This is a genomic window from Bacillus cereus group sp. MYBK245-2, from assembly GCF_051916145.1.
Classification (GTDB): domain Bacteria; phylum Bacillota; class Bacilli; order Bacillales; family Bacillaceae_G; genus Bacillus_A; species Bacillus_A pacificus.
In genome coordinates this window covers 165,151-191,319 of the sequence record NZ_JBQAGB010000006.1, presented here as the reverse complement: position 1 = coordinate 191,319, position 26,169 = coordinate 165,151, and the positions used below count along the sequence as shown (strand labels likewise).

Genomic DNA, 26,169 nt, shown 5'->3' with positions numbered 1-26,169 from the left:
TTGTAACACGCCCGCATTTTTTCATCACATATTTTCTTGTCCGCCCATACACTAGGTGGTAGGCATCATCATGAAGGAGGAATAAATATGTTCTATAATAATCAACCGCCTTACCCACAACAACCATTTTACCCTCAGGCGCAGGAACAAGAACAAAGATATACAGAACAATATGAAGAACAAGAGCAACAATATGAACAAAATCCATATGCAGCGCCACAAACTCAAGAACAACAATTTCAGCAAAATCCATATGACACACGTCCAAGTTACGAATATCCTCAAAATCCATATGCAGTACCACAAACTCAAGAGCAACAATTTCAACAAAATCCATATGTAGCACCGCAAACTCAAGAACAACAATTTCAACAAAATCCATATGTAGCAACACAAACTCAAGAACAACAGTTTCAACAAAACCCATACCCAACTCAGCCACAACAACCTCAATATCAACAACAAATGTATCAACCAAACTACGACGCACGTGTCTCACCACCTAAACCACCAACAGTAGATATTACACAACCACAAATTTTACCACCTGGACCAACATTAGATATTACACAGCCACAAATCTTACCACCTGGACCAATTACAGAACCAACGCAACAACAAATTCAACAAGTTGTCGGTACACAGTTCTTACCTTTAAAGAAACCTGTACTAGATTTCGTAAAACCTTGGGTAGATTACGGTTTAAATGAAGCAAAACATACATCACACAAACACGCTTTAACAGAAGTTGCTGCCATTATGTTTTTAGTTGGGAAAGGATTCAATCCGACGATTGCACATTATATTGTGGAATCTTGGGAGAAGAATGAGCAGTTTTAGAGGTTTTTATTCTTACAAAACTATAAAAGTGTCACAAATGCCTGGTTTATAGCATTTGTGACACTTTTTTGTTTGTTATGTTAAATGTCATTTCAATAGTGAATTACTGCAGTTACCTTTTCTTCCTAGGACCTATAATTAATTTAATCGCCGTTCTTTCTTGTTCATTAATCGTAACCTCTTGAAATGCTGGAACGAAGGCTAAATCGATACCACTTGGAGCAACAAATCCTCTTGCGATTGCTATTGCTTTAATCGCTTGATTTAAAGAACCAGCCCCAATCGCTTGAATTTCTACATTGCCACTTGTTCTTAGTACACCTGCTATTGCACCTGCAACTGCATTTGGGCTTGATTTTGAAGATACCTTTAATATATTTTCCATGTAAGTTGCTCCTTCTATAATTTAATCGTTCTTTCGTTACGGTTTAAAATATTTCAACGTATCTTTTACTATTATTCACACCAAAAGCAAACAATGCTACATATGTACATTCATTCGATACTTTTCGTCTTCTTCCTGCCCATCTACATAAATAAAAAGCGATAACTAAAGACTCTAATATACCAACATTCAAATCATAGAAATTCACTACTCGATAACATTAGTGCAACTGAAGATAATAATGTTTCCTTTTCAGGTGAAATTAATATAATAATCATTTCTCCTATACTTCAATCTATTAAGAACCTCGGCTCATTTTTCTAGCAATTCATTAACCTCCTTCAAAAAATTCACAAATAATATCCTAATACTATATTTCATTATTTGAGCACGTTATCTTCCAAATCTATTATCTTTTCTTCTATATAGTACAAGCATACAAACAAATTTCCTCCCATTTACATAAACTACTATGTGTCTTAAATCTATTAATAATAGGAGGTAATAGATTGAATCCTCACTTTCATTCTTCAAAATCGTTTAAAAGATGTTCCTGCCCCTGTCCCCCCAGCTCACACAAACCATCCGGTCCAGCTTATGGGGCTTTTTGGCAAACTGAATTTATAACTGTTTCTTTTGGCGATCCTTTTCCATTTAATCACTTCGGCCCTATAGCAGGAGGAGTTTCCTTACTAAATCCTACTACTATACAATTTAGTCAAGCTGGTGATTATAGAGTTTCTTTCATTTCAACTATTAACACTACTTTAAATCCTGTATTTCCACATATTCCAGTCATGACTATATTCTTAAATAACAATCCCCTTGCTAATAGCCAAGGAGATTTCGCAATTCAAATGACTAATTCAGCAAATAACGAATGTCTTCAACTCGTTGGTGAAACAATTGTTACGGTACCAGAAAATTCTACCATTCAACTTAGAAATAACAGCGGTTTTAATAAGCAAAAAATTGTAACTTGTGATAATGGTATAAATTCACTTGAATTAACTGTAACAAAATTAAGTAAATAAAAAGCCGCCTTAGATTAAGATGCTAGCTCAGCATCTTTTTTTAATAACTAATCCTCTTCTTCAATTTCTAGTCTCTCTTATAGAACATAAACGCCCACTGATTATTATCCCGCAAATAGCGGGATAATAATCAAAAAAGTGCAGAAATCTTTCTAACACAAGATTTCTACACTTTTATATTAATATCTATTCGTCCTTACTTCTCCACATAAACCGACTTAACAATTGTACGATTATAAGGCAGTCCTTCTTTATTCATCCCTTTTATATCCATCGTAACGTTATATACTCCTGGTTGCTTTATGTCCTTCAAAGCACCAGTAAATATATTGTTATTAACATTTTGCAATTCATTAAATTCAGAGACTAGTTTCCCTTCTTCATTCACAACTCTTACTGTTATGGAAAGATCCCCTTTCATTTTAGGTGCTACAGGTGATTTTTTCAGTTTATACTCAGGTTTATTTACTTTAACTTTGGTAGGCATTTGAAGAACAAATGGTGCGTCATTCTTGTAATCGCTTATAACTAGATATGCATCTTTCGACTGCTTCGCCATCATTTTAACTTTCCATTCTCCTACATCCATTTTATCAAATTTAAATGTTCTAATTGTTGCACCACCAAAGAAAGATTCTTCTTCACCAGTAGTTATAACGCTATCCTTATTTGTATACATTTTTCCTTTTGGTGATATCATTTGTACTTCTACATTAGACGAAGCAGTTAATATAGAAACGATTCCTTCTGACTTTTTATCAACTGTAACAGTTTGCTCTATCCACTGATTTTGTGGCAATTCTCCGCCTAAAATGTTTTGGTTTGAAGTTGTATTTAATTGTTCTATGTTTTCATTTGAACTAGTGCTGGATGCTACTAAAGCTGGTACGGCTACATTTGATGTACGTAAATATGGTTCAATTCGTGAGAACACAGCAGATCCTTTTCGTATATTATCATGATCAAATCTGGAATCTGTAAATAAATGAGTTCCATACGGCAACTTAGCACTCCACTCATTTACTAGTCCATCATTTGAACCGTATGATGACAAATATAATCCGCCCATGGATAACGCCGAGAATACAGGGCCCCAACTAGTTCCCGTAACTGTATAATAACGGTTTAATTTAGCTGCTGGATTATTATCAATCGTTGAACGAAATTTTGCCATTTCGCCCATTTGTAATGAGTACGTACCATCATCTTTTTGACCTAATATAGAGGCAAGCCATCCCGCCCACCAACTATATGATAAATCAGCTAAGTTTGATCCATGATGTGGTGTCGCAAGCGTAATAACATTTCCGACAAATCGATTTGCACCATATCCTACTAATGCAGCCTGTGTATCGATACCGCCTTTACTATGTGCTACAATATTAACTTTTTTACCAAAATGATTATATATTTCTTCTAATTTTTGTGCTAACAATTTTCCGTTGTCCCACTGACTAGCTGATCCTTTTCCAGCAGCATCATATAATTGTATAAATACTGTTTGATAGCCTGCTTTCAAAGCATAGTCATACATATCATTTATATCGTGATACACTGTCTTTCCATACCAACTATCAGCATTCCCATTCCTTCCTTGTACAAAAAGAATTGGAGGTTTATTCTCATCATAATTTGCAGGTTTTTGCCCTAAAAACCAATCTCCAGGTGTAAAGACTTCTTGATCTGGAAAGCCTGTTTTAAGCTCTTTTACAACTTCTGCTCGTACATTTGTGCTAATCATTGGAACCATGATAAAAAATACAATTAGTAAGGCAACACATCTTCTCATCAATCGCATGTTACTCCCCCCACTTTTTTTGAAAGAAGGTGCTCTTTGTAATTTTTTATCTTCTTTCTTAATACTAGATAATCTTTTTACTTAAACAAAATCTTGTCCCTATTCTCAAGAGATTACTAGTACCCCTTCTTCCTTAACACACGTTATTCTCTTTGTTTCTATCTCTTCCTTTTGAGAGAACACTATAAAAAAGTTTCTCAATAATTGTTAACCGTACTAAATCCAAATATCTCTTAATCATCATTGTCTATATAAAGTATACAAATCTTGAAAAAACTTTAGAAAAATAACACTTTATTACTACCTAGTTATAAAAAAAGAGGAATGAAGATATGTACTTTTATTTAATTTAATACAAAACAAACGAATAGAAGCTTATGCTGTAAGACTTTCCTACGCCGAAAGATTAAACTGAAATTTCTAAATAGATAATAAGGTTTTCAGAAACATATATTATGATAATTTTCGCAGACTTGAATTAAACTTTTAGAAGTACTAACCTAGCGGTGAGCAGAAGAAAATTCTGTAAAAAGAAAGGAGAATGCTTTATGTTGACCAATTTACAAAAGGAGTTTTTTAAACGACTAAAAATTCCTGTAAAAGAAGTAACATTTGATGATTTAAATGAAATCCTCTTAAAGATGGGCTTGATTCTTCCCTATGAAAATCTCGATATTATGGCTGGTACGATTAAAGATATCTCAAAAAAGAACTTAGTAGAAAAATTACTTATTCAAAAACGAGGCGGTCTTTGTTATGAATTAAACTCCTTATTGTATTACTTTTTAATGGATTGTGGGTTTCAAGTATATAAAGTAGCTGGTACTGTTTATGATCTTTACGATAATAAATGGAAACCCGATGATGGTCATGTCATTATCATATTAAATCATAATAATAAAGATTATGTTATAGACGCGGGTTTTGCATCTCATCTACCTTTACATCCAGTCCCCTTTACCGGAGAAGTCATCTCTTCTCAAACGGGAGAATATCGAATTCGCAAACAAATGACCCGAAAAGGTACACACATTTTAGAAATGAGAAAAGGAGCTAACGGGGAATCTACAAATTTCTTGCAATCTGAACCTTCAGATGAATGGAAAATAGGCTATGCCTTTACTTTAGATTCAATAGATGAGAAAAAGGTGAATAACATTCAAAAAGTGATTGTGGAACATAAAGAATCTCCTTTTAATAAAGGGGCTATTACTTGTAAATTAACTGATTATGGGCACGTATCATTAACAAATAAAAATTATACAGAAACCTTTAAAGGCATCAAAAATAAACGACCAATAGAATCAAAAGATTATGCTCGCATTCTTCATGAATCTTTCGGAATAACACAAGAAAAATATGTAGGAAAAACACTAGAAAGAGGCTAGTTGACTAGAATTATTTCATAATAAAGCAGATTCCATATTTAGAATCTGCTTTATTTTATATTTTGTTATAAAGGAATTTATTTTTGCTGGTACCCTTTAATTTTCAATGATATACTCATCATCATATTTATCATATTGGAGGCCTGATCCTATTTTTGATTCCGTAACTTGATCTCTTAAAAACGGTGCAGCTTCCATTTTGCTAGTTGCAATTTCAATTCCATATTTTTTCGTTAAATGGGCTAATTCTATTAAAAACCACTCTCTTCGTAATGTGACTGGAATATCAAATGTTCTTCTTTTCATATATAATAGCACCTCTTTAATTTTCATAACTTAAAAAACATTATAGTATATGCATGTCCATTCTAAATGTGCTATTACTAAAATAACATTTTAGTTTACATAAAATAATTATGTATTAGTAGAAAGAGGCTTGTCCTCCTCTTTCTACTGTAGAGATTTAAATTAAGAACATCTTGGTACACCTAAAGCTAAGAATAAACCTGCTACTCCCGCAGTAATCGGTACTTTTAACGTAATTACATCGTCTACCTTCGTTACTAAAAAGTAAGCATTACCTTCTTGTAATATACAAGTCACCAACAATTGGAATTCCATTCAAATCCCCTCCTTTCAATCGATATATTATACTTTATGGATTTTATTCAAAAATGTAATAGGAAATACATCCATTTTCCCCTATATTCAAATAAATGTTTATCAGTCTATTAAAACTACTAATTTTATATAAATCGTGTAATACCCCATAAATTCCTATATAATTAGCAATGAAAATCTTACAAATGGAGGTATAAAAATGGCGATTTTGAGTAATATTGGTGCAGCTTTATTTTTAATTGCTTTTATTCTTTTAATCTTATGTATTATTTCATTTTTCAAGAAAAATGGAAAAGCAACACAGTATGGTCGTCCTACTGTTATTCTTTTTATGATTTCGATTATATTGATGGTAACTGGCTCAACAAATTCAGAACATCCAGTCATCGAATTTTTTACTATTTTAAGTTTCATTTTATTTATTTTCTTCCTTGTACTAGCAATCTTATCTGTAATTAAAAAGACAGGTGTAGCAAAAAAACAATTTATTATCACTGCTATTTTATTTGTTATTTTTGGTGCGTTATCAAGCATTTCAAACCCTACTTCTGAAAAAACGACAGCAACTAGTAAAAAAGTTGCTTCTAACAATGCAGAAGAAAAAGAGAGCGAGAAGAAAAAAGAACTAGAAAAGAAAGAAGCGGACGAAAAAACTCAAAAACAAGAAGATGAGAAGCATTAAGCTGATGAACAAACTCGTAAGCAAGAGGATGAAAAACGTCAAGCCGAGGAACAAGCTCGTAAGCAAGAAGATGAAAAACGTCTCGCTGATGAGCAAGCTCGTAAACAACAAGAAGAACAAAAGCGCCAAGCTGATGAGCAAGCTCGTAAACAACAAGAAGAGCAAAAACGCCTCGCTGATGAGCAAGCTCGTAAACAACAAGAAGAGCAAAAACGCCAAGCTGATGAACAAGCTCGCAAACAACAAGAAGAGCAAAAACGCCAAGCTGATGAACAAGCTCGCAAACAACAAGAAGAGCAAAAACGCCAAGCTGATGAACAAGCTCGTAAACAACAAGAGGAACAGAAAAAAGCACAGCAAACTCAAACACAACCTGCTTCAGGAAATACTAGTAGTGCATATTACAAAAATTGTGCTGCAGTTAGAGCTGCTGGGAAAGCTCCCCTATATAAAGGACAACCAGGTTATGCCTCACATCTTGATCGTGATGGCGATGGAGTTGCATGTGAAAAATAGTAGTAAAAAAGAAGCTTCTAGTAAGCTTCTTTTTTACTACTACGTATAGTTATTATTCTTCCATTCTTGTAAGCCATATATCAATTCAAATTAGCATCTTATTTTTTTAATGCTTGTAATATTAATCATTAACTGGAGCAATACTCCAATTTATTATTTCAAGATTTTTCACCTCTATTTTTCCTTTGACAAGAACATGTGGAATTAAGTGAAACATCCCAAATCTTCTACCCTTTTCATATTCCTCCCTGTAATATTCTTTGGTGCAGGTATTTAATTGCTTTAATTCTCTATATTCATTAAAGTTGATGATTTCTATTTCGCATTCTTTTAATTCTCTATTTGGTCCACCCCAATTATGCTTTGAGTACTTGTATATTGCCATACACTGACCCTTCAATGCGCTAATAGGAACTTTATAAAACAGTTTATTTGTATGAAGGTTTATTCCTATTTCCAGTAATACTTTATAAATCTCATAAGGATGCAATGGTAAAAAATGCACAACATCATTCCATAAACATTCTAGTTTTGGTATTTTACGTGTTAATAATTTCTCCCTGTGAGGATGATCTTTATATTTTTGTATATACTCACCGTATAAATTTGGATATACACTTTTCAATTCATTTAATGGGATTAAATATTCTCCTTTTAGTTTTTCTGGTACCATATGATAAACATATTCCATAAAAACCTCCTATAAAAGATATACTTCCTATCCCAAAATTCTTCGCCATCTTTTCTATAATGTCCTCTGTTGAAGAATAATCCTATTATTCTCAAATCAGACACATAATAAGTGATTTCAATCACCACGTTGTTTTTTCATTTATCGCTATTCTTAATTTAGATATTACATTTAAACTTTATGGAGGCATTCATATGGAACATATATTTACTGAAACTTCTATTGTTGGTGAGATTGTTACACAATTTCCGAAGGCTAGTGATCTTTTTAAATCATATAAAATAGATTTTTGTTGTGGCGGTAATAAGCCACTTATTGATGCAATTCATGAAAGAAAATAATATTTTATTTCCGCGTGCCATTAAAAAGGCATAAATAAAAGCATGACATGAGTAGCAATGCGCATGTCCTACTTTTATTCACGCTTCATCATCCTCTCAATCCAAATAACTACATTTCCTATTCGCTTCTCTTTTCACATTAAACTACAAATCATTATTTACCATATTGCCCTAAGTTACGGAAACAATTATACTAGATGTAATCAGAGTAAATAATCTGAATATTCTTAGAATTAAAGATGAAATCTTTACTGCCCTCAATTAGATGGATACATTCTATTTTCCACTAAATAGATTAGAAAACGATAATAACACATTAGGAGGATTACGATGCACCAGCTTGATTCATTACATCCCATTATAGAAAAAATAATTAACAATATTGAAAAGTTAATGGTCGGAAAGCGAAAAGAAACACTATTAGCTTTAACAGCTCTCTTAGCTGAAGGTCATGTACTATTAGAAGATGTTCCTGGCGTTGGGAAAACGATGTTAGTACGTGCTCTTTCTAAATCTATTGATGCTGATTACAAACGTATTCAATTTACACCTGATTTACTTCCATCAGATGTAACAGGTGTTTCTATTTACAATCCGAAAGAGCTCCAATTTGAGTTCAAGCCTGGACCAATCATGGGGAATTTTATACTTGCTGATGAAATTAATCGTACATCTCCCAAAACACAATCCGCCTTACTTGAAAGTATGGAAGAAGGCAATATTACAATTGATGGTATGACAAGACCGTTACCCAAGCCATTCTTTGTAATGGCTACACAAAATCCTGTTGAATATGAGGGAACATATCCTTTACCAGAAGCACAGCTCGATCGTTTCTTGTTGAAACTAAAAATGGGATATCCTACACAAGAAGAAGAATTTGAAATTTTAAACCGGATGGAAAAAACACCCCCCCTCTCCCATTTACAAGCTATTACTACAATAGAAGAATTACTTTATTTGCAACAAAGCGTCCGGGAAATAAGCATGGACAAAGCCATTAAGCATTACATTGTAAAGCTTGTTAGTCAAACTCGGTCTTATAGTTCTATACAACTAGGTGCAAGTCCGCGTGGCTCGATTGCTTTAATGAAAGCTTCACAAGCTTATGCATTTATCCATGGCAGAAATTATGTTATTCCAGACGATGTTAAATTTTTAGCTCCTTACGTGTTGGCTCACAGACTCATTTTAAAAATGGAAGCAAAATTTGAAGGAATAACAGGAGAACAAGTTATCGCAAAAATCGTTGCACGAACTACCGTGCCTACCCAAAGGAAGATGAACCTTTGATGAAAAGGATTCTACGAGTACTCTATCATTTTACTAAGTTATCATTCATTCCGTTATGCCTAGTCTTAACATTTTTATACGCTATGCTTCAAGGAGGATTTGTAAGTTGGTTTTTGTTTTACAGTACAATTCCTATTGGCCTTTATTCACTATTACTCCCCTTCTATGCTTTGCGGAACGCTGAAGTAATACGAATAACAAATCAAGACGAATATGCAGCAGGAGAACCTTTTTTAAGCACCATTACAATAAAAAGAAGATTTCCTTTTCCATTACTTTACTTAATTATAGAAGATGAATTACCATCACAATTTACAAAGTGTAAACAAACGAAGATGAATAAAGTAATACTTTTTCCAGGATTGAAGCGAAATATTTCGTTTCAATATGCAATCGACACAATCCCTAGAGGAGAGCATACTTTTTCAAGCGTACGTGTCAAAACTGGCGATTTATTCGGTATGATGGAGAAAGAAGTAATTTTTTCAGTTCCAGATACATTTTTAGTCTACCCTCAGTATGTAGATATAACATATCGACAAATGGAAAATCATTTCGAACAAGGAGCACTTTCAGCAAATATAAATTTAGTAAAAGACTCTACCATTTCTGTCGGTGTGAGAGACTATAAACCTGGTGACCGCTTTTCATGGATTGATTGGAAAGCAACTGCACGAACAAACAACATTATGACAAAAGAGTTTGAACAACAGCGCAGCCATAATATTATGATATTCATGGACAGAACCCCATCCCCTCTATTCGAATCAGTCGTCACATTTACTGCCTCTATTGTCAGATCTGTTTTGAAGCAAAATTCACCGGCGTCATTCGTATCTGTCGGAAAAGAACGAACCTTTTTCCCTTTAGACAATGGAGATAGTCAGTTACATCAAATCTTTTGTCATTTAGCGAAAGTACAAGCGGACAGTGTATTCCCGCTCTCCCAAAGTGTAGAAATGGAATTAAGAAAAGTTTATGAACCCGTAACGATTATACTCGTGACAAGTGATCTTTCTCCCGATATTCAAAAGGCAGCTGACTATGCTGCTATAAAAAATAGAAAATTAATGGTGTTTGTCGTAAAAGAAAAAGCAAATCAACTATCACATCGAGAACTTAGTATTCTAGAAACTCTACAAAAACGAAAAATATTTGTAAATGTGGTTTATGGAAACCAGTATACAAACGTGTTTTTTGAGGTGAGCAAATGATAACATTACAGACAAAAAAACAATGGGATATGACTAGATTTTTCATGCATGCATGCGCATTTCTACTTTTACTAGAATGGCTAAGGCCCCTCATCGGTATTACAAACGTAGGTAGATTAGATATTTTTGTAATATTTATAGGGATTTGCTTCACTCTCTCTTTTTTTCAAACAAAGTGGCAGATTCCAATAAAAGTCTTCACGATTTTATTCACCATTCATTTCTTATACTATAAAAATGCTTTTTTAAATCCATCTTGGTTAACAAAATTTTTTAATGATATTTCTCAAAATTCCTCTCTGTTATTTCAAGGGAATTTGCTAGATATTTCTCCAGTTTTTCCAACACTTTTATTTTTTTTATCATTTTGGTTTTTGAGTGCTTTCATCTCCTTTTGGATGATTCATAAAAAACGTGGGTTGTTATTTCTTATATTGACTATTATTTATATCACCGTTTTTCATAACTTACATGTATACAATGCAAACTACGCTATTATTCGTACTGTTGTCATCGGCTTTTTTATGCTTAGTCTTCTTCGCATAGAACGAATAAAAGAGAGTGAACACTTACAAAATTATGCTAGAGAAATCTCCAAATTACTTAGACCTCTTACATTATTTATTGTATTGTCAGCAACCATCGCATACTTTGCTCCAAAATTTGGCCCTCAATGGCCAAACCCAATGGATTTTTTACAATTCAACACATCCGAAGCAAGTAAAAAACAAGAAGTTTCTAAAATTGGATATGGTTTAGATGACTCGCGATTAGGTGGTCCTTTTAAAGCAGATCCTACAATTGTTTTTACAGCAGCAACACAAAACAAACAATATTGGAGAGTCGAAACGAAAGATTTTTATACCGGAAAAGGCTGGGAAGTTTCTGAAAATCAAAAGAAGGTTTCTTTTAAAAATAAAAATGACGTCGTGAGTTGGTACGAACAAAATACAAAAACGGAGACAACAAAGGCAACAATCACCATGCAAAAAAGTTATCCTCACCTTACCTATCCAGCAGGGTTAATATCAGTTGAGGCTTCTTCAGATGTATCATACAGCGTTGACCCATTTTCTGAAAAAATCTATACGATGGATGGAGATTCTTCTACTACTTTACATTCATATAAAGTAACGTATGAGGTCCCGGAGTTTTCCATAGAAAACTTAAAAGCTGTAAAAACGAATGAAGGTCAAGAATCAAATCCTTATTTCATGACAAAGTACACGCAACTTCCAGAAGCATTACCGCAGCGAGTAAGAGACTTAGCTAGTAGTCTAACAAAGGATAAAGACACCCGATACGATAAAGTATTAGCTATTGAAAACTATTTCACCGACCATTCTTTTGTATATGAAACAACGAATGTCTCATTCCCTGCCCAAAACCAAGATTATGTAGATCAATTTCTTTTCGATACAAAAAGCGGCTACTGTAATAATTTCTCGACATCTATGATCGTGTTACTTCGTTCTGCTGGAATTCCCGCTCGCTGGGTAAAAGGTTATACAGAAGGAACTCTTGATAATACGCTGGTGGGTGCTGAAGGTGAGGATGTTTATAAAATCGCGAACGATAACGCACACTCTTGGGTCGAAGTATATTTCCCTGGTTACGGATGGATTCCATTCGAACCGACAAAAGGATTTACGAATCCCTATAATTTTATAAATAATACTCCTGCTCCTACTTTACAAAATAGCGAAGAAACTAATTCTCAAAACGCGCAAATGCACCAAAGAAACAATGAAGCAAAGCTTAAAAATTTAATAGAAGATACTGAAGAAACTCCTACTAACAAAATTACAAATGCTAAAAATAAATTTTCTTGGTGGTACGTATTCCTTTCTACAATACCAATTAGTATCATCGGCTACACTCTCTTCGCTACTAGAATGAAATGGATTACATTTTTTATCATTCTTTACTATAAATATCGAAAAGATGATGCTATTTATAGTAAAGCTTACAGTGCACTTTTGAAACAGTTTGCGAGAACTGGTATACGCCGAGAGGAAAGTCAAACATTCCGAGAATATGCTCTCCATATCGATACACTTTACAACTCGAATGATATGCAACAACTTACTTTCAGTTATGAGAGTGCTATATATCAAAAAGGACAAGCTGCAACAGAATGGAAAAAATCCGTACACTTATGGGAAGTGCTTATGAAAAAAGCAGCTTCTCCGCCTAAATCAAATGACTTCCATTCAGCGATTTAATGTTGACAATGTGAATGTAAATAAAATGCCTCAAAGAACAAAATAGTTCTTTGAGGCATTTTTTAATAAAGTGAAACTCCTAGTTATTCCCCAAGTACCTTCTCAATCTCAACCTCTAAATCAACCGGCTTCGTTTGCGGCGCAAAACGCGCTACTACTTTCCCGTCTTTTCCAATTAAAAACTTAGTAAAGTTCCATTTCACTGCTTTCATACCTAGTAAACCTGGTGCTTGTTCTGTCATGTATGTATACAGAGGATGAGCTTTATCACCTTTCACATCAATCTTTGCAAACATCGGGAAGTTTACACCGTAGTTTAATTCACAAAAGCTTGTAATGTCTGCTTCTGTACCTGGTTCTTGTCCTCCGAATTGGTTACAAGGGAAACCGAGTATTTCTAGCCCTTGTTCTTTATATTTATCATATACTTCTTGTAATCCTTTATATTGCGGTGTAAAACCACATTTGCTAGCTACATTTACAATAAGAAGCGCTTTTCCTTCGTAATCTTTTAACGATTTATCTTCTCCTGTAATTGTTTTAGCTGAAAAATCATAAACTGTCATTGTTTATGCCCCTCTCTTCACTATCATTCTATGTTTATACTATACTACATTCGTGAATATACAGCTCTTATTACGTACTTACAACCAGAAATGATAGCGCTTTACTTTTGTTCGAAAATTCGACACAAACTACTAGACTTTTAAGATGTAAAGTTTTACAATTAAATTGTGAACAAAATGTGACAGTTTATATTCTATTATTATAGAAAAGGATGGTGTTCGATATGAAAACTGCACAACATGAAACGATTTCAAATCGCGAGTTTTATTTCGTACTATATATGATGTTATTGTATGTGATTGGCTGGGTAATCGATGTAAATGGTTTATTTTTAAGCTCCTACTTTAATTTAGCAGGAGAAATTATGCTTCCATTAGTTGGCGGCATTGTTGGGCTGTTCGTTATGTCTATCAATAAACAACAAAAGCAATAATTACAATACAAAAAGGCAGAAAACGAGGCTTTCGTTTTCTGCCTTTTTGTATTTTTAACGTATAATAGTTACATACCGTATATAAGGAGTGATAAAGATGAAAAAAGTAGAGCAATTATCTTCTCACCTATATCTTATTGATGATTTCGATTTACAACATAATGAACGAACTGGTACGTACGTTTTATTAGGTGACGATATTACTTTAATTGAAACTTGTGCAGCCCCTTCTCTTCCGTATATTTTAGATGGCTTACAACAATTACATATTGACTTAAACGATGTAAAAAACATTATCGTTACACACGTTCATTTAGATCACGCCGGTGCAGCTGGTTTAATGATGAAACAGTGTCCAAATGCTACTTTATATGTACATTCTCGTGGTGCTCGTCATATGATTGATCCAACAAAACTCATTTTAGGCGCAAAAGCTGTGTACAAAGAAGATTTCGATAAACTTTTCGATCCCATTCTTCCTATAGAAGAAGAACGTGTTCGTATTGTACAAAATGGTGATACGTTAAAAATTGCAGAAGACCGTACACTTACATTTTACGATACACCAGGACATGCGAAGCACCATATTAGCATTCACGATTCATTAACAAATGGTATTTTCACTGGCGATACAATTGGAATTTATTATAGAGAACTCGCAGACCTTGGTGTAGAACTATATTTACCATCAACATCGCCTTCACAATTTCAACCAGATGCGATGATTGCTTCTAAAAATCATATTCAAAGTATGAATGTAGATACAATTTATTTCGGCCATTACGGTGCATCATCCAATGTTACAGAAGTATATAACCAACTGGAACATTGGCTACCTATTTTCGTTCATACTGGTAAAGAGGTCTTTGAACAGTATAATGATTTCGATGAAGCGACTAAAGCTTTACAAACTGTATTAATGGATAAGATCTCTTCTCATCTTACAAAATTAAACGTTCCATCAGATCATTCCGTTTATAATATTTTACATCTAGATATAGAAATTAGCGCAATGGGCATTATTGATTATTTCACGAAGCAAGAAAAAGCAAACTCCACTATTAACTAACAGTAAAAGAAGAGATATACAACAGTTGTTATTGTATATCTCTTCTTTTTTTGAATATATTTTGAGTAAAGGGTGGTGGAATATAATGCAAAAAGTGATGCTATACCTCTGCTTCACATTATTTATCGTCTTATTATTATTTGTCGGAGTGAAAATTCAATTTTATTTAGATACAGATGCCCAGGCGAACTTTAACGTTTATCCAAGATTATTCTACTTTACACTCTTCCCTCTTATCGTTGGCATTTTATTACGATTCCTCCAATCTATTAATCGCGAAACGAGTAAACAAAACTGGCGCTTTCAACCGGATAAATTTATTGCTATTACGTTGCCTATGCTATTCATTTCCTTTTCTCCAGCCCTACTCTTTTCACCAGTTGGTTCGTACTTACCTTATTTAGCTAATATTATTCTTATAAATACATCTTTTGTTACGATAATTAGTTTAATAGCTGGTTATTCACTGTTAGATTGTTTTATAAAAAAAGACATTGCAAATATGAAAAAATATAATTGATAACCAATACTTAAATGTCATTGGTTTCGGCGGTTTATTTATAAATGCAATATTACTTGTAAAAGTCGCTATCCACGAGAAAAGGAAATTTATGTTAAACTAAAGAAAATTAAGTACTAAGTCAAATTATATTTCAATCAAGGGAGAATTATTATGTATAGATTTTTGGGATTCTCGTGTCTAATGTTTCTCGCAAGTATATGTTCTTTCTTTATTTTAAGAGGACCTAATGCAAATTTAACTTTAATTATTACGATTCTAGCTATACTTTCATTACTCGGTATTATTTTTGCAATCGCATCAAAAAATTGGTTATGCGGAATAGTTGGTACAGTATTAAATGGACTAATACTAGTAGTTGTATATTTCCTATTGCTAGCAAAAGGCATAGGTGGTTAATATATTTACGTTTCAATAAGAAAAGCTCAGGGCTTAGACTCTGAGCTTTTTTACTTATCTCACCTTTTCAGCTACATACTCCATAAACTGCTCCGCATTAATAAATCTTTCTTTGTATGCCTCAGGTACTTCTTCTACTTTCATCCCACCAGTTGATTTTGTCTTTACTTGTACGATTTCATATATCATTAAAGCTTCTACATAACGGTCAAACTCTTCTTGTGTTAATACTTCTTTACTAGATTTATGACCATTTAATTTGTCAAAGTATGGTTGAAGGCTCATACTTAAATTTTTCATTTCTTCTCTTTTTCCTGGTGATAATTGATCATAATTAATATTACCGTTCGAATCTCCGTACGTAAGCTTTGCATTTGTTAATTTTTTTAGTTCTTTTGTAAACTCTTCATATTCTTTCGCACCCATTTCATCTTTCGCTTCTGATAACTTTGCACTAAAACGCATGTACGCCTCTAATGTCATCGTTCCAGCATGTTTTTTTACATTCTCAAAAGATCCGTATATACCATCTGCCATAATAGATTGATACGCAAAACCAGTCGTCGGGATTAAAAAAGCTGCTGCAAGCACTCCTGCAATAAGATGTTTCTTTCTCTTACGTCCTCCTTGATTCATTTTAATTTGAACGATTACTTTTTCTTTTAACTCCGGCGGGGCAACAATCCCCTTCGCTTCTTCTCGTATAGATTCTCTAACTCTACAATCTAAACTCATTTCACATTCCCTACCTCTCCTAAAAAGATTTCTTCTACTTGCTCTTTTTGACGTAGTTTTTTTAATGCCGCGTGAATTCTAGATTTCACAGTACCAATTGGAATATGTAATATTTGTGCTACTTCTTCTTGTGAATAATCGTGTAAGTATCTTAAGATAATAACTTGTTTCAATTTATACGGTAATTTATGAATAAGTTCGATTAGTTTTTGGTTTGATATTTTACTTATTACATCGTTAGAAAAATCAATTTGTACTGGTTTTCTTTGCTCTTCTGCTTTTTTTATAATTCGTAGTCGCATCCACCTCTTTCTTCTATAAGAGTGAATTTGTTTAATCGCAAGTCCAATTAGCCAAGGACGAAATGGCTTCTCGCTATCATACTTACGAAGCGATTCATATAGTTGTATGTATATTTCTTGAACGACATCATCTACATCCGTTTTATCTTCAATCAAAAAATGTGCTGTTTTATATACTTCTTGAATCGTTTTATCATACAATTCGCTATACGCTTCTTTATTTCCCGATAAAGTTAATTGGATTAAATCTGTATACACTGTTTCATCCTTCATATACCATCCCTCCTTTGTCTTACACTATATATTGGAAAGTAATCCATATTTCGTTCGATTTTTTCAAAAGTTTTTTTATATAGATTAATATAATGATTCAATATGTTCATAAGCTCCACTTATAATCACACATAACTATTATATAATTTTCCAATTTCTAATGAAGACTTAAAATGATTTATATAGTCAAATTTAGGAGGATATATAATGAAAGCTATCATTGTAACGTCGTTCGGTGGTCCTGAAGTGATGAAATATACAGATGTGGATATTCCAGCTATTTCAAAAGATCAAGTTTTAATTCGTGTTGTTGCTACAAGTGTTAATTTTGCTGACATTAAATCACGTTATGGCAAAAAAGGAAATAAATCACTACCTTTTATTCCAGGGATAGATGCCGCTGGTATTGTAGAACGTGTCGGTTCTCATGTGAAAAATATTTATCCTGGACAGCGTGTCATTGCATTTCCTCAAAATGGATCATACGCTGAATATGTTGTTGCAAATGAAAATCTTACTTTCGTATTACCTGATGAAATTAATTTCCAAACTGCAGCTGCTTGTCCAATCGTATCTTTTACAAGCTATAATTTACTCGCAAAGGTAGCAAGGCTTCAACAAGGCGAATCAGTACTCATTCATGCGGCTGCTGGCGGAATTGGTACTACAGCTATTCAACTTGCAAAACTATTAGGGGCTGGAAAAGTTATCGGTACTGTCGGAAGTGAAGCAAAAAAAGAAATTGCTTTATATGCCGGAGCTGATTATGTTATTTGTCATCAAGATGAAGATTTTGTAGAGAAAGTCAATGAGCTGACAAATAGAGAAGGCGTAAATATCATTTTAGACTCTATTTCTGGATCTGTTTCGGAAAGAAGTTTAAAATGTCTTGCTTATTACGGTCGCCTCGTTCATTTCGGTAATGCTAGTGGTGAAATTGGCAATTTCCATACGAAAGATTTACATGCAAGTTGCCGTTCTATACTCGGTTTTAGCTTTGGAACTACACGAAAAAAACGTCCTGAACTACTCCAAGAAACTGCAAATGAAGTATTCCGTTATTTGCGTGACGGGCGTTTGCAAATCAATGCTACAAAATCTTTTCCACTCCAAGATGCAGGGAAAGCACATGAATGGGTCGAAAGTAGAAAAAGTACAGGGAAAGTAATACTAACTGTTCAGTCATCTTCCTGAAATGAATACTTGAAACCGAGGTGTCATTCATGGGATCACGAATTATGCATGCTATTATTGCTAACAGGATTGCCGAGAAATTATGTATTCAAGATAAAACTTCTTTCATACTTGGAGGTGTAGCCCCTGATGCAGTTCATTCAGCAGAAGAAAAAGGAACTTCACATTTTTACGCAGGCACGACGAAAAACTATACGCGAAGGATAGATTTCAATTCTTTTTTTCAAAAATATAAAGTTCATATGAATTCCCCTTTTCTCTTAGGCTATTACACCCATCTCATTGCCGATGATAATTGGCTAAGTGGCTTTTTTCTACCTTGGCTAAAAAATAGAATAGAAAATGATGAAACGATCGCACCTATGTACTATAACGATTTTAAATTGTTAAATGCAAAATTGCTTCATCATTACGATAAAGAACAACAGCTCTTCTCTCTTCTCAATCAAGAGGCTCACATTGTCGATATTGAAGAGGTTTCTAAAGAAAACGTTTTTTCTTTTCGAAAGTATCTTTTTGAAGATATGTTGTATCCGGAGCAAAATTTGCATGAAGACTTACAAGTATTTACGTTTAATCAAATCGTTGGTTATATTGAGACAGCTATTGAAAAAGGCGTATTTTATATTAATCAATTCTCTAATGAAAAATCCACTTCAAACATGTAATCCCCCTCAATATATTTGATGGGGATTTTCACATAGTAATATTATTATTTGTTCTTTTCCATAACCGCAAAATAATTCCCTTCACTATCAGCAAAGTTAAATACTTTACCAGAAGGCATAGTTACCATTTCGCCAACAGTAACATTTTTATTTTTTAAATCTGCATATAATTGATCAAGATTTTCTGAGAAGAACATTAAAGACGGTGTACCAAGATTCAATTCTGGGCTCATTTTAGAAATCACTTCTTTATTATGTAATATAATGCTCGTTTCTGCACCGCCCATTGGAGCGATTTCAATCCATCTCATTCCTTGCTTATTATCTTCTTCTGCAACTACATGAAACCCTACCTTTTCCGTCCAAAAATTGACTGCCTCATCTTGATTATTTACATATAACATAATTTGTCCAACTTTATGAATCATTGCATTTCCCCCTAATGATTTTTATATTCTATGTAGGTTTCTACAAATACTATCGTTATTCCTTTTGAGTTGGTATGTACTTCTTTGCAAAATTTATCGACTGACTCATCCCATCTAGTTCGTCAAAATAATCATTTCTTTCAATCATGTTATATCCGTCGAATCCAATTTCATCTAATACTTTGAAGAATATATCGAAATCCACTTCACCATTTCCTACTGCTACTTCTATATACTTACTTAAACTATCACTTTTCACTTCTTTACAATCTTTAATATGAGTTTGTACTATATAATCTTTTAATAGTAATAAACCTTCTTCCGGATTTTCATTTACATCACTTATTAAATTTGCTGGGTCAAAGTTAACAGCTAGTCCTTTCGAGTTTGCAGTTTCTAAAAATCGTTTTAATACTATTGCTTTTTCAGATCCCGTCTCAATAGCAAAGAATCCTCCAAATCTGAATGCTAATTCCCCTATTTCATTACAAACACGTATCATTTTATCATAGTACTCACTGTTTTCATCATCAGGGATTTTCCCAATATGGGCTGTTACTATGTTAGCTCCTAACCTTAACCCTTTATCAGTAATATATTTAAAACTCTCTATTGCACATTCAGCTTCAGTTCCTATCATTCCATTTTCTCCGAAGCTAATTGCTAATGAGGGGACTTGAATCTCATTAAAAGATAAGTTTTCTTTTAAAGTGTTCCATTGTACCTCTGAAATGTTAGCTAAGTTGAAAGTCGAATTCATAGCATATAATTGAATATATTCTCCCCCCCATTCTCTCGCCTTCTTTATTCCTTCGTTTACTTCAATATGTTTCGTATTTAAAAACATCCCTAATTTCCTATCCATATGTGTACCTTCTTTTTATTATTTCGTGTCAGTTTAATATTCGACTTTTTTTATATTATTTCCTTGTATAAACGAAATGAATAAACTAGCCTTTTATCAATACTCCCAGTAGAAGCATATATGATAGGTACATAAAAACACCACTACAATTCCCATTATCACTTGATTACAAACAAAAAAGACGTAACTACAAATAGTTACGCCTTCCACATTATTTATCTAGGCTTTTTCTTCCCAGTAAACGCTGGTTTCTTTTTCTTTGGTGCTTTCGGTTTCGTTTCTACAAATGATCCTTTGAACATTTCTTGCTTCGTAAATACGATACCTAGTTTTTTCGCAAATTGTAGTAATTTACGCTCTTCTTGCGGTGTTACAAGAGATACAACAGTTCCTTCTTTACCCATACGTCCAGTACGTCCTGAGCGGTGAATGTATTGGTCTACTGTGTCTGGTAATTCTAAGTGAATTACATGTGTTAAGTCGTCAATATCGATTCCACGTGCTGCAATATCAGTAGCAAGTAGAATTTCTAATTTCCCGCCGCGGAATGCACGCATCGTTGCTTCACGTTCTTGCTTACTTGCTTCTGCATGAAGAGCCGCTGCTTTCATTTTACGGAATTTCAATTTCTCAGTAATTTCATCTAAACGGAATGGATCGTTTAAGAAAGCAACTGCTTTTACATCGCCCATATGCATAATTCTTCTTACGTAATCATTTTTTTCGCGTCGCTCACAAATAATATACGTATGCTCAACTAAGCTTTTTGATTCTGCACGTGTTACACGTACTAATTGTGGTTCAACTGCTAAATCACGTGCCGCATCTTCTGCAGCTTTTGTCATTGTAGCCGAGAAAAATACTAATTGACGATCACGCATCGTAGATTTAATTACATCTTGCACTGCGCCCATCATTTTTTGCTTTACAATTTGATCAAACTCATCAAATACAATTGTTTTTACTTCATGCATTTTTAGCTTTTTCATACGAATTAATTCTAAAATACGTCCTGGTGAACCGACAATTACTCTTGGGTGTTTCTTTAATTTTTCAACTTGGCGCTTAATATCTGCACCACCAATTAAAGATGCACCTGAAATTTCAGTTCCTGCTGTAAACTTTTGAACCTCTTCATGAATTTGCATGACAAGTTCACGTGTTGGCGCTAAAACAACAACTTGTGGCTGTTTTACTTCAGGATTAATTTTATGTAAAAGGGGTAATAAGTACGCTAATGTTTTTCCTGTTCCAGTTGGAGATTCAGCTATAACGTCTTGTCCTTCTAAAATAGTTGGAATCGCTTGTTTTTGAATTTCAGTTAACTCTTTAAAACCAGCCTTCTCCCAAGCTTGTTGTAAAAATGGTTGCATATCTTTTATCATTTGTTTTTCTCCTTTATCTCTATTTTTGAAGAAAATGCTGTATTGTTCGCACCGTTTCTATCATGTGTGAAATAACAGCTATTAAATCATCAACATGGTCTTCTGTAATCGCTTTTTGAAATAGAACCTCTACCTTATTATGATATGAAATCGCTTGCTTATTATATTCGTATGAAACTTTCTGCATAATCATTCTTTCTTTTCCCCATATAGAACGCATTAATGTTTCAATTTCTTCGCATTTTACTTCTGGTTGTTCTAACGGGAATGAAAATGCTAGCTTCATCTCACAACCAGGTGTAAACTGAGGCACTTCTAGTATTTCACCAGACAAGTTCTTTGCATCCACAGATAATGAAAATGTTGCTTCTACTAACGGTTCAAACGGTTCTGTTAATTGAAATGAGATATGATATATACGACTTAATGAAGCAAGATCCATCATATCTTTTCGATCTGTTACAAGAATATCTCCATGTAGATCAAAATCATACACAGCACCTTCTACGATTACTTTTAAATTGTCAAAAGCAGTTGGATCAAACATAATTTCCTCCAAAAAACAGGCGCCTTTCGATGGAAAGGCGCCACTTGATGTATATATAGTTTACAGATAAACGAGATGAATTACAACCTTTTAGAATAAACCTACTGCTTTTCCATCTTCATTTACATCCATTTGAAGTGCTGCTGGTTGTTTTGGAAGACCTGGCATTGTTAACATTGTACCTGTTAACGCAACGATAAAGCCTGCACCGATAGATGGTTTTAACTCACGAATTGTAACGATAAAGTCAGATGGACGACCTAATTTTGTTGCATCGTCAGAAAGAGAGTATTGTGTTTTCGCCATACAAACTGGTAGGTTACTCCAACCTTCTCCTTCATATTGAGCTAATTGCTTACGTGCTTTCGGAGCAAATTCAATATCTTTTGCACCGTACACTTTTTGAGCAATTGTACGGATTTTTTCTTCTAATGGTAATTCTAACTCATAAAGTGGTGCGTAGTTGTTTTCGCCTTTTTCGATTTCTTTTAACACTTTTTCAGCAAGGTCAACTCCGCCTTGGCCACCTTTCTCCCAAACTTCTGTTAAGGATACTGCATAGCCACGCTCATTACACCATTCTTGTAAGTATGCAACTTCTGCATCTGTATCTGTAATGAATTTATTAATTGCAATTACGAAAGGCACACCGAAGCTTTGAATTGTTTCAACGTGCTTCTGCAAGTTTTCCATACCTTTTGCTAATGCATCTACATTTTCTTCTTTTAATTGATCTTTTGCTACGCCGCCATGCATTTTAAGCGCACGAATCGTCGCAACAATAACAACTGCTTCTGGTTTAATACCAGCTGCACGAGCTTTAATATCTAAAAACTTCTCTGCACCTAAATCAGCACCGAATCCAGCTTCTGTAATAACATAATCACCTAATTTTGCTGCCATTGTTGTAGCAATAACACTGTTACAACCGTGAGCGATATTCGCAAATGGTCCGCCGTGAATGATAGCTGGTGTATTTTCTAACGTTTGCACTAAGTTTGGCTTTAATGCATCTTTTAATAATAATGTTAACGCACCTTCTACACCCAAATCTTTAACCGTTACAGGTTGATTTGCAAAGTTATAAGCAACTACGATGCGCGATAGACGTGCTTTTAAATCTTGAATATCTGTCGCAAGGCAGAATACGGCCATAATTTCAGATGCTACTGTAATATCAAAACCGTCTTCACGTGGTACACCTTGAACCGGTCCACCAAGACCAATTACTACGTTACGAAGGGCACGATCATTTAAGTCAACACAGCGTTTCCAAACGATTTTACGCGTATCAATTCCAAGTGTATTTCCTTGTTGGATATGATTATCAATAAACGCTGCTAACGCATTATTGGCAGTTGTGATCGCATGGATATCCCCAGTAAAGTGAAGGTTAATGTCTTCCATTGGTACAACCTGTGAAAAACCACCACCTGCTGCTCCGCCTTTTAGTCCCATCGTTGGCCCGAGAGATGGTTCGCGAAGTGCAATTACTGTTTTCTTACCAATTTTATTAAAAGCTTGACCTAAACCAACTGTTACTGTTGATTTACCTTCTCCAGCTGGAGTTGGGTTAATCGCTGTTACTAAAACAACTTTACCGTCTTCCTCATTCTGTAAGCGCTTAAAAATATCAAGAGATAGCTTACCTTTATAATGCCCGTATGGCTCTAATTCATCTTCTAAAATATTTAAATCAGCTGCAATTTCTTGAATCTTCTTCATACTCGCTTCTTGTGCGATTTCAATGTCGGATTTAACTGTTGTAGTAGTTGTCATATACCCTAGTCCCCCTTTAATTGGTTCTGATGATATTGTATCAGTTTTTTGTATTTTCTGCACTTATTTACCTCCTAAAAATTCTTTCATTTCTTTATACGTTTTTTAACATAAATACCCATAAGAATGTTAACGATTGTTGTAACTCTGTAGGGAGTTGACCTAACATCTTCTCATTTACTCCGCGCTTATATACACCGATTCCATCTACAACTTCAAAACCTTGTTCTTTCGCTAACTGTTCAAATTCCCAAGGCATCATCGTATTACAAACAACGTCTTTGCCGTATAAACGAGGATAACTGTTCTCTCGCGGCTTTGCTGTCGGTCCTAAAATTGCAATACATGCATACCCATCGCTTTTTAAAACGCGCTTTATCTCATTTAATGCTTGTAATGGCTCCTCGGTCCATTCTAAAGAATTAATTGCCATAATTGATTCAAATTGTTCATTTTCGAACGGTAAGGAAGAAAGATCCCCTTTTATAAAGGATAAATCCGGTCCCTCTCCGCGTTCCTTCCCTTTTTGAATCATCACTTCTGATAAATCTACTCCAACTGCTTTATAGCCTGCGCGACTTAATTTATATGTACCGTATCCATCTCCACAACCAACGTCAAGCACCTTGGCTTCTTTCTTCACGTATTGTTCAAAAAATGGAATAATCGTACTCCTACTCCCGCTGTCCCACATCTCCTGACTATTTTGGTTCCAAAATTCTGCACTACTATCCCATTTTTTCTCTGCTGACTCATGCCAATTAAATCTTGTCATGCAATCCCCTACCTTTACGCTTTGTCACTCATTTCATTCTACATCATTTTCCAAAATTCCTGTTTTATCTTCCTTAGGAGATGTACATGCTAACGATGGAATCTTTATTCTCCAATTTTTGCTTTACTTGGGTTTAACTCATACTCATGTTCTTCTCTTTATGAAAGATACTATAGGTACACCCAATTGAAAGAGAGGGATGTACATGCGAAGAAAGAGAAATCATCATTTTAAAAGTGGTGAAAAAAACGAAGAGTATGCAGCTGAAATATCACCAGCTGGCATACCAATTAGACATAAGCGTAAAGAAATTGCAAATGAAATAGAAGGTACAAATACCGGTGCAATGATAGGTTATGTCGCTTTATTTCTTTCGCTTTTCTCAATTGCATTTTATCCAGTTACACTCGGTTCCCTTGCAATTTTAATTGGCTTATTAGCTGTCAATTTTGGAGCAAGAACACTTGGATATACAGCAATTGGTTTTGGTAGTTTTTCTGTTTTATTTACTTTACTTTATCCGCTTGCTTTGTCAGCGTTTTAAAAAAACACACCAAGTTATACTTGGTGTGTTCATTCGTGATACAACATAATATGACCGCATCCACAGCAATGTTTCGCTGTAATTTCTTGAAACACTGGATAATTTTCTTCATCCCTATGCTCAATAAACACCTTTTCAAAACGGTACATATTTGGCGCATATGCCCAGTCTTGTTTCGTACGTGCATATAATGTAGAAGAGAAAAACTCCTCACCGCCGCAAACAATACATGTGTTCTTCATCAATACCCCTCCTATGCTTGTCTTACTTCATCTATATGAACATAAGCATAAGAAAAAGACCTTCTATTACTAGAAAGTCTTCTCTGAAACAAAAAGAAATGTACCAAACATTCCTACTCCGCTATATTCTTTCGTAACACCAGCTTCAGTTTTAAATGTTTGCTTTACAGTCATAAAGAATACACCATTTCGTGCATCTGTACTTTCAAATTTTAGTTTTTCTTTTTTACCATCTACATTTTGTGTGCATTCAAAACTACTCTCATCACATTTCAATGCATACTTATCTTCCAGATACAATTTAAAATCTGATTCTTTCGGACAAGTTATAAGTAATATTGCCACGAGAATAATACTTACAATACCCACAATTGTATAATATTTCTTCATTTGTACTCCTTTCAAAAGACAAGAAA

General features: G+C 34.1%; 29 protein-coding genes and 2 pseudogenes. 15 read left to right on the top strand and 16 right to left on the bottom strand.

The genetic code is table 11. The features are described from left to right. The first annotated feature begins 87 nt into the window (after nt 1-87). Nucleotides 88-840, top strand: a complete 753-nt coding sequence (locus tag ACTFRN_RS13085; protein WP_000499662.1) for a hypothetical protein — start codon at nt 88-90, stop codon at nt 838-840. A 112-nt stretch (nt 841-952) separates the two neighbouring features. On the opposite strand, the gene spoVS is transcribed toward ACTFRN_RS13085, so the two are convergent. Continuing rightward, a complete protein-coding gene (gene spoVS, locus ACTFRN_RS13080) occupies nt 953-1,225 on the bottom strand; it encodes a stage V sporulation protein SpoVS (protein ID WP_074568381.1) in 273 nt (90 codons plus the stop codon). Between the two features lie 509 nt (nt 1,226-1,734). Between spoVS and ACTFRN_RS13075 the strand changes: the two genes are divergently transcribed. Beyond that, nucleotides 1,735-2,259 (top strand): hypothetical protein, encoded by a 525-nt coding sequence (locus tag ACTFRN_RS13075; RefSeq protein ID WP_001068075.1) that lies wholly within the window; start codon nt 1,735-1,737, stop codon nt 2,257-2,259. Between the two features lie 196 nt (nt 2,260-2,455). On the opposite strand, the gene ACTFRN_RS13070 is transcribed toward ACTFRN_RS13075, so the two are convergent. Further along, nucleotides 2,456-4,057, bottom strand: a complete 1,602-nt coding sequence (locus tag ACTFRN_RS13070) for an esterase/lipase family protein (protein ID WP_074568380.1) — start codon at nt 4,055-4,057, stop codon at nt 2,456-2,458. Nucleotides 4,058-4,605: 548 nt separating this feature from the next. On the opposite strand from ACTFRN_RS13070, the gene ACTFRN_RS13065 reads away from it, so the two are divergent. Continuing rightward, nucleotides 4,606-5,445, top strand: a complete 840-nt coding sequence (locus tag ACTFRN_RS13065; RefSeq protein WP_074568379.1) for an arylamine N-acetyltransferase family protein — start codon at nt 4,606-4,608, stop codon at nt 5,443-5,445. A 96-nt stretch (nt 5,446-5,541) separates the two neighbouring features. Here ACTFRN_RS13065 and ACTFRN_RS13060 read toward each other — a convergent pair whose 3' ends face one another. After that, nucleotides 5,542-5,751: a hypothetical protein gene (locus ACTFRN_RS13060; protein ID WP_000830253.1), complete on the bottom strand. Its 210-nt coding sequence runs from the start codon at nt 5,749-5,751 to the stop codon at nt 5,542-5,544. 162 nt (nt 5,752-5,913) lie between these two features. Then, nucleotides 5,914-6,066 (bottom strand): exosporium protein ExsG, encoded by a 153-nt coding sequence (gene exsG, locus ACTFRN_RS13055; protein WP_000395679.1) that lies wholly within the window; start codon nt 6,064-6,066, stop codon nt 5,914-5,916. 199 nt (nt 6,067-6,265) lie between these two features. Here exsG and ACTFRN_RS13050 point away from each other — a divergent pair. Beyond that, nucleotides 6,266-7,264: pseudogene (locus ACTFRN_RS13050) on the top strand (excalibur calcium-binding domain-containing protein). A gap of 121 nt (nt 7,265-7,385) precedes the next feature. Here the strand turns inward: ACTFRN_RS13050 and ACTFRN_RS13045 are convergent. After that, nucleotides 7,386-7,955, bottom strand: a complete 570-nt coding sequence (locus ACTFRN_RS13045; RefSeq protein WP_074567856.1) for a group-specific protein — start codon at nt 7,953-7,955, stop codon at nt 7,386-7,388. Between the two features lie 194 nt (nt 7,956-8,149). Here ACTFRN_RS13045 and ACTFRN_RS13040 point away from each other — a divergent pair. The 4 genes and pseudogenes from ACTFRN_RS13040 to ACTFRN_RS13025 all read left to right on the top strand — a co-directional run. Then, nucleotides 8,150-8,290: pseudogene (locus tag ACTFRN_RS13040) on the top strand (DUF542 domain-containing protein); the annotation flags it as partial. 336 nt (nt 8,291-8,626) lie between these two features. Beyond that, complete coding sequence (locus ACTFRN_RS13035) at nt 8,627-9,589, top strand: AAA family ATPase (protein ID WP_088106651.1); 963 nt, start codon at nt 8,627-8,629, stop codon at nt 9,587-9,589. Next, complete coding sequence (locus tag ACTFRN_RS13030; RefSeq protein ID WP_000821921.1) at nt 9,589-10,803, top strand: DUF58 domain-containing protein; 1,215 nt, start codon at nt 9,589-9,591, stop codon at nt 10,801-10,803. Before ACTFRN_RS13035 ends, ACTFRN_RS13030 begins: the two co-directional genes overlap by 1 nt. Next, on the top strand, nt 10,800-13,028 hold the full coding sequence (locus ACTFRN_RS13025) for a transglutaminase TgpA family protein (RefSeq protein WP_074567855.1): 2,229 nt from the start codon (nt 10,800-10,802) through the stop codon (nt 13,026-13,028). Before ACTFRN_RS13030 ends, ACTFRN_RS13025 begins: the two co-directional genes overlap by 4 nt. A gap of 83 nt (nt 13,029-13,111) precedes the next feature. On the opposite strand, the gene bsaA is transcribed toward ACTFRN_RS13025, so the two are convergent. Beyond that, nucleotides 13,112-13,594: a glutathione peroxidase gene (bsaA, locus tag ACTFRN_RS13020; RefSeq protein WP_000219428.1), complete on the bottom strand. Its 483-nt coding sequence runs from the start codon at nt 13,592-13,594 to the stop codon at nt 13,112-13,114. 224 nt (nt 13,595-13,818) lie between these two features. Here bsaA and ACTFRN_RS13015 point away from each other — a divergent pair, with 224 nt between their 5' ends. The 4 genes from ACTFRN_RS13015 (at nt 13,819) to ACTFRN_RS13000 (ending at nt 16,016) form a co-directional block, all read left to right on the top strand. After that, complete coding sequence (locus ACTFRN_RS13015; protein WP_000844977.1) at nt 13,819-14,028, top strand: DUF3925 family protein; 210 nt, start codon at nt 13,819-13,821, stop codon at nt 14,026-14,028. 97 nt (nt 14,029-14,125) lie between these two features. Further along, entirely contained in the window at nt 14,126-15,097 is a 972-nt protein-coding gene (locus ACTFRN_RS13010) for an MBL fold metallo-hydrolase (RefSeq protein ID WP_000754979.1), read from the top strand. 85 nt (nt 15,098-15,182) lie between these two features. After that, the gene (locus ACTFRN_RS13005; RefSeq protein ID WP_001174525.1) at nt 15,183-15,617 is read left to right on the top strand and encodes a hypothetical protein; all 435 of its coding nucleotides are present in this window, start codon (nt 15,183-15,185) and stop codon (nt 15,615-15,617) included. 153 nt (nt 15,618-15,770) lie between these two features. Further along, nucleotides 15,771-16,016, top strand: coding sequence for a hypothetical protein (locus tag ACTFRN_RS13000; RefSeq protein ID WP_000285550.1), 246 nt, complete (start codon nt 15,771-15,773; stop codon nt 16,014-16,016). A 54-nt stretch (nt 16,017-16,070) separates the two neighbouring features. Here the strand turns inward: ACTFRN_RS13000 and ACTFRN_RS12995 are convergent, their stop codons facing one another. After that, the gene (locus ACTFRN_RS12995; RefSeq protein ID WP_014893796.1) at nt 16,071-16,751 is read right to left on the bottom strand and encodes a DUF3600 domain-containing protein; all 681 of its coding nucleotides are present in this window, start codon (nt 16,749-16,751) and stop codon (nt 16,071-16,073) included. Then, nucleotides 16,748-17,326, bottom strand: coding sequence for a sigma-70 family RNA polymerase sigma factor (locus tag ACTFRN_RS12990; protein WP_000651116.1), 579 nt, complete (start codon nt 17,324-17,326; stop codon nt 16,748-16,750). Before ACTFRN_RS12990 ends, ACTFRN_RS12995 begins: the two co-directional genes overlap by 4 nt. A gap of 207 nt (nt 17,327-17,533) precedes the next feature. Here ACTFRN_RS12990 and ACTFRN_RS12985 point away from each other — a divergent pair, with 207 nt between their 5' ends. Continuing rightward, a complete protein-coding gene (locus ACTFRN_RS12985; protein ID WP_049113294.1) occupies nt 17,534-18,520 on the top strand; it encodes a quinone oxidoreductase family protein in 987 nt (328 codons plus the stop codon). A gap of 29 nt (nt 18,521-18,549) precedes the next feature. Continuing rightward, the gene (locus ACTFRN_RS12980) at nt 18,550-19,188 is read left to right on the top strand and encodes a zinc dependent phospholipase C family protein (protein WP_000535603.1); all 639 of its coding nucleotides are present in this window, start codon (nt 18,550-18,552) and stop codon (nt 19,186-19,188) included. A 44-nt stretch (nt 19,189-19,232) separates the two neighbouring features. Here the strand turns inward: ACTFRN_RS12980 and ACTFRN_RS12975 are convergent, their stop codons facing one another. The 6 genes from ACTFRN_RS12975 to ACTFRN_RS12950 all read right to left on the bottom strand — a co-directional run bounded on the left by ACTFRN_RS12975 (nt 19,233) and on the right by ACTFRN_RS12950 (nt 24,967). Further along, a complete protein-coding gene (locus tag ACTFRN_RS12975; protein ID WP_000581469.1) occupies nt 19,233-19,616 on the bottom strand; it encodes a VOC family protein in 384 nt (127 codons plus the stop codon). Between the two features lie 55 nt (nt 19,617-19,671). Then, nucleotides 19,672-20,481 (bottom strand): sugar phosphate isomerase/epimerase family protein, encoded by an 810-nt coding sequence (locus ACTFRN_RS12970; RefSeq protein ID WP_049113293.1) that lies wholly within the window; start codon nt 20,479-20,481, stop codon nt 19,672-19,674. 215 nt (nt 20,482-20,696) lie between these two features. After that, nucleotides 20,697-21,866 carry a DEAD/DEAH box helicase gene (locus tag ACTFRN_RS12965; protein WP_000588613.1) on the bottom strand — a complete coding sequence of 390 codons (1,170 nt, stop codon included), beginning with the start codon at nt 21,864-21,866 and terminating at the stop codon, nt 20,697-20,699. Nucleotides 21,867-21,885: 19 nt separating this feature from the next. Further along, nucleotides 21,886-22,413, bottom strand: coding sequence for a hypothetical protein (locus ACTFRN_RS12960; protein WP_000460219.1), 528 nt, complete (start codon nt 22,411-22,413; stop codon nt 21,886-21,888). Between the two features lie 90 nt (nt 22,414-22,503). Next, nucleotides 22,504-24,192, bottom strand: coding sequence for a formate--tetrahydrofolate ligase (locus ACTFRN_RS12955; protein WP_049113306.1), 1,689 nt, complete (start codon nt 24,190-24,192; stop codon nt 22,504-22,506). Between the two features lie 94 nt (nt 24,193-24,286). Further along, nucleotides 24,287-24,967, bottom strand: a complete 681-nt coding sequence (locus ACTFRN_RS12950) for a class I SAM-dependent methyltransferase (protein ID WP_014893799.1) — start codon at nt 24,965-24,967, stop codon at nt 24,287-24,289. Nucleotides 24,968-25,172: 205 nt separating this feature from the next. Between ACTFRN_RS12950 and ACTFRN_RS12945 the strand changes: the two genes are divergently transcribed. Continuing rightward, nucleotides 25,173-25,511: a hypothetical protein gene (locus ACTFRN_RS12945; protein WP_001253196.1), complete on the top strand. Its 339-nt coding sequence runs from the start codon at nt 25,173-25,175 to the stop codon at nt 25,509-25,511. A gap of 29 nt (nt 25,512-25,540) precedes the next feature. Here ACTFRN_RS12945 and ACTFRN_RS12940 read toward each other — a convergent pair whose 3' ends face one another. Together ACTFRN_RS12940 and ACTFRN_RS12935 are read right to left on the bottom strand one after the other, a co-directional pair. Beyond that, complete coding sequence (locus ACTFRN_RS12940) at nt 25,541-25,753, bottom strand: hypothetical protein (protein WP_000798747.1); 213 nt, start codon at nt 25,751-25,753, stop codon at nt 25,541-25,543. A gap of 69 nt (nt 25,754-25,822) precedes the next feature. Further along, nucleotides 25,823-26,143, bottom strand: a complete 321-nt coding sequence (locus ACTFRN_RS12935; protein WP_000761181.1) for a hypothetical protein — start codon at nt 26,141-26,143, stop codon at nt 25,823-25,825. Nucleotides 26,144-26,169: the final 26 nt, after the last annotated feature.